This window comes from Thermus arciformis, assembly GCF_900102145.1.
GTDB classification, from domain to species: Bacteria; Deinococcota; Deinococci; order Deinococcales; family Thermaceae; genus Thermus; species Thermus arciformis.
The window spans coordinates 20,113-27,346 of sequence record NZ_FNBC01000032.1; the positions used below are offsets into that span (position 1 = coordinate 20,113).

Consider the following 7,234-nt stretch of genomic DNA (forward strand, 5'->3'; position numbering starts at 1 on the left):
TCCCGAGCCTTATGGGGTACCATGGGGGCACGATGCGCGTCTTAGGGCGGAGGGTCTACTGGCGCTGGTACGGGGAGGTCCTCCTGGAGGGGGGCGTGACCTTGCGCATGAGCGGGGACGCGGCCAAGTGGCTGAGGCCCGGGGAGTGGGTGAGGCTTCGCACCGAGTTCAAGAAGCCCGTCCTCGGCTTTGACGAGTACGCCCTCGAGGCCACCTTCCCCCTCTGGCCCCCCTTCGCCAAGACCCTGGAGCACGTGCGGGAAAGCCCCCTGGGGGGCGAGGCCTACCGCTACCGCCTGAAGGCGCGGGAGGCCACCTATGAAAGCGACTTTGAGGCCATCGCCGAGCTGGAGCAGTTCCACTACGCCTCGGAGAAGGAGGTGGTGGCCCTCTGGGTCTGCACCGAGTGCCGGAAGACCATCCCCGCCAACGCCAAGCCCCTCTGCGACTGCGGCGGGGAGGCGAGGCTTAAGGAGATCCGGGGCTCCACCCCGGCGAGCCGCTTCCTCGTTTTGGAGCTTGCGGAGCGGCTTCCCTTTGAGCCCAGGATCCTGGGCTACCTCCGCCTAGACCCCCCCATCCCCCGGATGCACCGGAGGACTCCCGGGGGCGTGGAGCGGGACATCCGGGAAAGGATCTTCCCCCGGGACTGGTTCCACCCCACCTACGAGGGCGGGGCCGACTGGCAGAAGGCCCTGGACCGGGTGAGGACGGCTGCCAGCCGCATCGCCCGGGTGGTGGTCCACCCCGACTACCGCTCCGAGGGCTTCGGGGCCCTTCTCGTGCGGGTGGCCCTGGAGTGGGCGAGGGAGCGGGGGGCCCCCGAGGGGAGGCGGGAGAAGCACCTCGTCTACACCATCGCCCAGATGGCCCGCTACCACCCCTTCTTTGAGAAGGTGGGCTTCCGCTACCTCTTTGACACCGCCTCGGGGAGGCCCGTCCTCTTCTACCCCCTCACCGAGGAGGCCGAGGCCCACCTGGAGCGCTTCCTCCGGGAGGACCCCTACGCCCGTGCCCACGGGGGGAGGCTCTATAGGCCCCGGTTCGGGCGGGTTTCGGGGCTTCCTGGCCCCATCCGCCTTGCCGGCGTCCACAAGGCCTACCGGAGCCACCTGGACCTAGGGGGCCTTTCCCGGGAGGTTCAGGAGGCCCTCCTCGCCTTCGGGGTGAAGGCCCGGGTGGTGGAGCGGGTGGTGCTCCGGGGGGCGAGCCTGGAGATCCCCCCGGGAAGCCTCGCGGTCCTGGCGGGGGCGAGCGGGGCGGGGAAGACCACCCTGCTCCGCCTCCTCCTGGGGGAGCTTCCGGACCTCGGGGAGGTGGCCCTTCCCCCGGGGAGGCGGGTGGCCTACATCCCCGGGGAGGTGGAGGTGGAGCTGGGGGAGGCGCCCATCCTCGAGGCCCTGTACCGGAAGCTTAAGGACGTGGGGGCGGCCATAGAGGTGCTGAACCGGGTGGGCCTCTCCGACGCCGTGCTCTACCGGGCAAGGCCCAAGGAGCTTTCCACCGGGCAGAGGGAGCGCTTCCGCTTGGCCCTCCTCCTTGCGGAAAGGCCCGACCTCCTCCTCATAGACGAGTTCGCCGCCCACCTGGACGTGCCCACGGCGAGGCGGGTGGCCCTGGGCCTGGGGAAGCTCTGCCGGGAGGCGGGGGTTACCCTGGTGGCCGCCACCCACCGGCCCGAGGTGGTGGCCGCCCTGGACCCCGACCTCCTCGTCTACGTGGGCTACGGGGGGCTTACCACCGTACCTCGGAGAGGTCCACGAACATGACCCGGCCCGGGCACCTGGGCACGTGGAGGGGCTTCTCGTAGCGGAAGGCGTTTTCCAGGACCCAGGCGTAGAGGGGCTCGCCCTTGGCGTAGGCCCGGAGGAAGGCCTCCTCCGCCAGGTGCTTTTCCTGGTGGGCAAAAAGCTCCTCCACGCTAAAGGGTCCCTCCACCCCCACGAGGTCCGCCTGCCCGATGAGCCACCCCCCGGCGACGATGCCCAAAGGCCCCCGGTGGCGGGTTTTGCGCCTGCGGATCTCCCAGACCTTCCTCCCGTCCACGATGAGGCTGGCGTAGGGCTCCCGGACGATGAGGCCGAGCTTGGGCCTTTCCATCCCCTCATTGTAGAGTGGGGGGCGTGGCGTGCCCGAAGGAAGGGCCAAAGGAGAAGAAGGCCCGGGCCCGGGAGGTCTTAAAGGCCCTCAAGGCCGCCTACCCCGGGGCCCGCACGGAGCTTAGGCACAATAGCCCCTTCCAGCTCCTCGTGGCCACGGTCCTCTCCGCCCAGGCCACCGATAAAAGCGTGAACGAGGCCACCCCGGCCCTCTTCGCCCGCTTTCCCGACGCCAAGGCCCTGGCTTCGGCCACCCCCGAGGAGGTGGAGCCCTACATCCGGAGGATCGGGCTTTACCGCACCAAGGCGAAGAACCTCGTGGCCCTGGCGAGGAGGCTTTTGGAGGAGTACGGGGGAGAGGTGCCCAAGGAGAAGGAGCCCCTCATGCGCCTTCCCGGGGTGGGCTGGAAGACGGCCACCGTGGTGTTGGGGGCGGCCTTTGGGGTGCCGGGGATCGCCGTGGACACCCACGTGGCCCGCCTCGCCAAGAGGCTCTGCTTCTCCGAGGCCAAGGCCCCGGAGAGGATCGGGAAGGACCTCGAGGCCCTCTTCCCCAAGGAGGACTGGGTCTTCGTCCACCACGCCCTCGTCCTCCACGGCCGCTACGTCTGCACCGCGAGGAGGCCCCGCTGCGGGGCCTGCGTCCTCGCGCCCCACTGCCCGAGCCGCCAGGCCTAGGGGGCCGGGCCCTTTTTGGAGAAACCCGTGGGAGAACGCCTTTCGCCCGCCCACCGCCTGGTCCTCGCCAGCTTCCTCTGGTCCTTCGGGGGGAACCTGGTCTACTTCTTCCTCAACTTCCACCTCGAGGCCCTGGGCTTCTCCCGCCAGGCCATCGGCCTGGCCCAGGCGGTGGTCCTCCTCTCCGGGGTGGCCTTCGCCCTGCCCCTGGCCTACCTCATCCCCCGCCTCGGCTACCTGAAAAGCCTCTACCTGTCCTTTTTCCTCGCCGTGGCGAGCGGGCTCCTTCTGGGCCTCGGGGTCCTGGTCTTCCCCTCCCTGGCGGGTTACGGCCTGGCGGGGGCCCTTCTGCAGGGCACGGCGGCCCCCCTGATGGCCCGGCTTGCGCCCCCGGAAAGGCGGGTGGCCCTCTTCAGCCTGCAGGCGGCCCTGACCACGGCGAGCGGCTTCTTCTCCACCCTGCTTGCGGGCTACCTCTCGGACCTCCTCGGGGCGCGGTGGGTCCTCCTCTTCGCCCTGCCCTTTTTCCTGCTCTCCTTCCCCCTGGTGCGGGGCCTTTCCCCCGGGACGGGGGAGGGGAAGCCCCCCCGCCTTTGGGGCCGGGTGCGGGTGTGGCTCAGGCTCCTTTTGCCCCAGGTGGTCATCGGCTTCGGGGCGGGGCTCGTCATCCCCTTCCTGAACCTCTTCCTCAAGGAGAAGTTCGGCCTAAGCTACGGGGCCACGGGGCTCGTCTTCGCCCTCTCCTCCCTGGCCACGGGGGCGGCCATGCTCCTCCAGCCCCTCCTGGTCCAGAGGCTTGGGCGGCTTGGGGCCATCGTCTTCGTCCAGGCCCTCTCCTTGCCCTTCCTCACCGCCTTGGCCTGGGCCCCCTGGCTTCCCCTGGTCACCCTGGCCCTCCTCATCCGGGGGGCCCTCATGAACGCCGCCGGGCCCGTGTACGCCGCCTTGGTCATGGACTACCTGGCCGAGGAGGAGCGCCCCGGCTTCTTCCTCCTGGAAAGCGCCCTCTGGAGCCTCCTCTTCGCCCTGGCGAGTGCCCTTTCCGGAGCGGTGCAGGAGGCCCTGGGCCTAAAGGCCTTTGACCTCCTCTTCGGGGGGACCCTGGCCCTCTACACCCTGGGCATCCTCCTTTGGCCCTGGGCCTTCCGGGGGCTTGAGCGGGTAGACTGAGGTCCGATGCGAACGAACCTCTCCGTGGAGGAAGCGTTGGAGCTGGTCCTCGCCGAGGCCAAAGGAGGGCTTCCCGTGGAGGAGCTTCCCCTAAGGGAGGCCTTTGGCCGCGTTTTGGCCGAAGACCTCGCCTCCTTGGTGGACCACCCGGACCAGGACGACACCGCCGTAGACGGCTACGCCTGCCGGGCGGAGGACACCCTGGGGGCCTCTCCCGAAACCCCGGTGCGCCTTAAGGTGATCGGCGAGGCCCCGGCGGGCAGGCCCTTCCCCGGCGAGGTGGGGCGGGGGGAGGCCGTGGCCGTCTACACCGGGGCCCCCGTCCCCAAGGGGGCGGACGCGGTGGTGCGGGTGGAGGACACGAGGCGGGAAGGGGACTGGGTTCTCCTCTTCGCCCCCGCTTCCCCCAAGGACATCCGCCCCAAGGGGGATGACCTCCGGCGGGGGGAGGTGTACCTGAGGCGGGGGGACCTCCTCACCCCGGGGAGGCTCGGCCTGGCGGCGGCCATGGGGCACTCCCGCCTCAAGGTTTTCCGGAGGCCCCGGGTGGGGATCCTCTCCACCGGGGACGAGGTGGTGGAGCCGGGGGAGCCCCTGCCCTTTGGCGGGGTGTACAACTCCAACGCCTACAGCCTCCTGGGCCTGGTCCTCGAGGCGGGCGGGGAGCCCGTCCTCCTGGGCAAGGTCCCGGACGACCCCGAGGCGGTGCTTGGGCGGCTTGGGGAGGCGGGGCCTTTGGACCTCCTCCTCACCTCGGGGGGGGTGTCCATGGGGGAGTACGACGTGGTGCGCAAGGTGCTGGAGCGCCACGGGGAGGTGGTCTTCTGGAAGGTGCGGCAGCAGCCCGGGGGGCCCCTTCTCTTCGCCAGGCTAGGGGGGCTTCCCGTCCTCGGCCTTCCGGGAAACCCCGTCTCCAGCATGGTCACCTTCTTCCTCTACGGGAGGCCCTTCCTCTTCTGGCTCCTCGGGCGCACCGACCCCCCTTACGGCCGCCTCAAGGCCCGGGCCCTAACCCCCTTCAAGGGGGCCAAGGGGAAGAAGGTCTTCCGCCGGGGGGTGCTTTCCCTGGCCGAAGGGACGGTGCGGAGCACGGGGAACCAGTCAAGCGGGGTCCTCCGCTCCATGGCCTTCGGCAACGCCCTGGTGGTCCTTCCCCCGGACCAGGACGCCCGGGAGGGGGAGGAGGTGGAGGTCATCCCCTTGACTTTCGTGCCTTAGTTCACTAAGCTGGGAAGGTTTACGGGCGCTACCTCCCTTTTCGGGCGCGGGTGGGCCCGGAAAGGCAGAGCATGGAGTTTAAAGACTTTCCCCTGAAGCAGGAGATCCTGGAGGCCCTCCACGGGCGCGGCCTCACCACCCCCACCCCCATCCAGGCGGCGGCGTTGCCTTTGGCCCTGGAGGGCAAGGACCTCATCGGCCAGGCCCGCACGGGCACGGGCAAGACCCTGGCCTTCGCCCTGCCCATCGCCCAGAGGCTCTCCCCGAGCCGGGAAAAGGGAAGGAAGCCCAGGGCCCTGGTCCTCACCCCCACGCGGGAGCTCGCCCTGCAGGTCTCCGGGGAGCTTCAGGCCGTGGCCCCCCACCTGAAGGTGGTCGCGGTGTACGGGGGCACGGGCTACGCCAAGCAGAAGGAAGAGCTTCTCCGGGGGGCGGACGTGGTGGTGGCCACCCCGGGGCGGGCCCTGGACTACCTGAAGCAAGGGGTCTTGGACCTTTCCGGGGTGGAGATCGCCGTCTTGGACGAGGCGGACGAGATGCTCTCCATGGGGTTTGAGGAGGAGGTGGAGGCCCTGCTTTCCGCCACGCCCCCTTCCCGCCAGACCCTCCTCTTCTCCGCCACCCTTCCCTCCTGGGCCCGGCGGCTTGCCGAGCGCTACATGCGAAGCCCCGTGGTCATCAACGTGGTGCGGGAGGAGGGGGTGACCTACCAGGAGGAGGCCATCCTGGCCCCCTCCGACCGCCTGGGCCTCCTTTCCGACCTCCTCTACGTGAAGGCGCCCAAGCGGGCCATCGTCTTCACCCGCACCAAGGCCGAGACCGAGGAGGTGGCCACGGGGCTTCTCCGCCTGGGCCATGCGGCCAGGGCCATCCACGGGGACCTCTCCCAGAGCGACCGGGAGCGGGTCATGCGGGCCTTCCGCGAGGGGGAGGTGCGGGTGCTGGTGGCCACGGACGTGGCCGCCCGGGGCCTGGACATCCCCGAGGTGGACCTGGTGGTGCACCACCGCCTCCCCGACAAGCCGGAGACCTACCAGCACCGCTCCGGGCGCACAGGCCGCGCGGGCCGGGGAGGCGAGGTGGTGATCCTCTACGGGCCCCGGGAGAAGCGGGAGCTTGCCGAGCTGGAAAAGGCGGTGGGCCGCACCTTCAAGCGGGTGAACCCGCCCACCCCCGAGGAGGTCCTCGAGGCCAAGTGGCACCACCTCCTGGCCCGCCTGGCCCGGGTTCCGGAGAAGGACTACAAGCTCTACCTGGACTTCGCCGGGAGGCTCTTCGCCGAGGGAAGGGTGGAGGTGGTGGCGGCTCTCATGGCCCTCCTCCTGGGCGGGGCCCCCAAGGAGAAGAGCCTCCTCACCGGGGAGGAGGGCTGGCGCACCCACAGGGCCACGGGGCCGAGGCTCTCCCTGCCCCGGCTCGTGGCCCTTCTCAAGGAGCGGGGCCTCGAGGTGGGCAAGATCGCCGAGGCCGAGGGGGGCTTTTACGTGGACCTCCGCCCCGAGGGCAAGCCGGAGGTCCCGGGCCTCCACCTGGAGCCCGCCAAGAGGGTGGAGGGCCTTGTGGAAGGCCCTTCCCGCCCCCGTGGCCGTAGCCGGGTCTAGGCGCGGGGGTCAAGGCCGCCTCCTCCTCGCCCGCTACGCCCAGGTCTACCACGAAGACCTCCGGGCCTAGGCCCTCCCCCCAGGGGTCCGAAGGTACAGGGAGGGAACGAGGTTTACCGTAACCCAAGTTGCTACCTATCCCCTGGATCTGAAAAAATAGTGGCCGCTATGCTTTCCCGTCTCATAGCGGCCTTTTGCATTATAGACGACGCCCTGCAAGCCATGGGCTACAAGGATGACCCCCAAGCCAAAACGCCCGCCTCCGCCATCCTCACCCTCGCCCTCCTTGCCGCCCTAGAGTTCGGCGGCAAGCACAACAAGGCCCTGGCCCTCGCCAAAGACCTCGGCCTCTTCACCCACGTCCCCTCCCCAAGCCGCTTCAACCGCAGGCTCCACGCCCTCTACCCCCTCCTTCTCCCCCTCCTCCACCTCCTGGCCCAGGTCTGGAAGCACCTCCACCAGGCCCAG

Annotated in this window: 6 protein-coding genes and 1 pseudogene; 6 read left to right on the top strand and 1 reads right to left on the bottom strand. The window is 70.0% G+C overall.

The genetic code is table 11. From position 1 onward, the window contains the following. Nucleotides 1–32: 32 nt before the first annotated feature. Nucleotides 33–1,769 (top strand): GNAT family N-acetyltransferase, encoded by a 1,737-nt coding sequence (locus tag BLP62_RS10315; protein WP_176758197.1) that lies wholly within the window; start codon nucleotides 33–35, stop codon nucleotides 1,767–1,769. Here the strand turns inward: BLP62_RS10315 and BLP62_RS10320 are convergent. Beyond that, the gene (locus BLP62_RS10320; protein ID WP_093008280.1) at nucleotides 1,735–2,100 is read right to left on the bottom strand and encodes an ASCH domain-containing protein; all 366 of its coding nucleotides are present in this window, start codon (nucleotides 2,098–2,100) and stop codon (nucleotides 1,735–1,737) included. The two genes, BLP62_RS10315 and BLP62_RS10320, sit on opposite strands and share 35 nt — an antisense overlap. A 14-nt stretch (nucleotides 2,101–2,114) precedes the next feature. Here BLP62_RS10320 and nth point away from each other — a divergent pair, with 14 nt between their 5' ends. The 5 genes and pseudogenes from nth to BLP62_RS10345 all read left to right on the top strand — a co-directional run. Continuing rightward, nucleotides 2,115–2,777: an endonuclease III gene (nth, locus tag BLP62_RS10325; protein ID WP_093008281.1), complete on the top strand. Its 663-nt coding sequence runs from the start codon at nucleotides 2,115–2,117 to the stop codon at nucleotides 2,775–2,777. A gap of 27 nt (nucleotides 2,778–2,804) precedes the next feature. Further along, nucleotides 2,805–3,947 (top strand): MFS transporter, encoded by a 1,143-nt coding sequence (locus BLP62_RS10330; RefSeq protein WP_093008282.1) that lies wholly within the window; start codon nucleotides 2,805–2,807, stop codon nucleotides 3,945–3,947. A gap of 6 nt (nucleotides 3,948–3,953) precedes the next feature. Beyond that, nucleotides 3,954–5,165 (top strand): molybdopterin molybdotransferase MoeA, encoded by a 1,212-nt coding sequence (locus BLP62_RS10335; RefSeq protein ID WP_093008283.1) that lies wholly within the window; start codon nucleotides 3,954–3,956, stop codon nucleotides 5,163–5,165. 71 nt (nucleotides 5,166–5,236) lie between these two features. After that, a complete protein-coding gene (locus BLP62_RS10340) occupies nucleotides 5,237–6,766 on the top strand; it encodes a DEAD/DEAH box helicase (RefSeq protein ID WP_176758199.1) in 1,530 nt (509 codons plus the stop codon). Between the two features lie 168 nt (nucleotides 6,767–6,934). After that, nucleotides 6,935–7,234: pseudogene (locus BLP62_RS10345) on the top strand (IS982 family transposase); the annotation flags it as partial.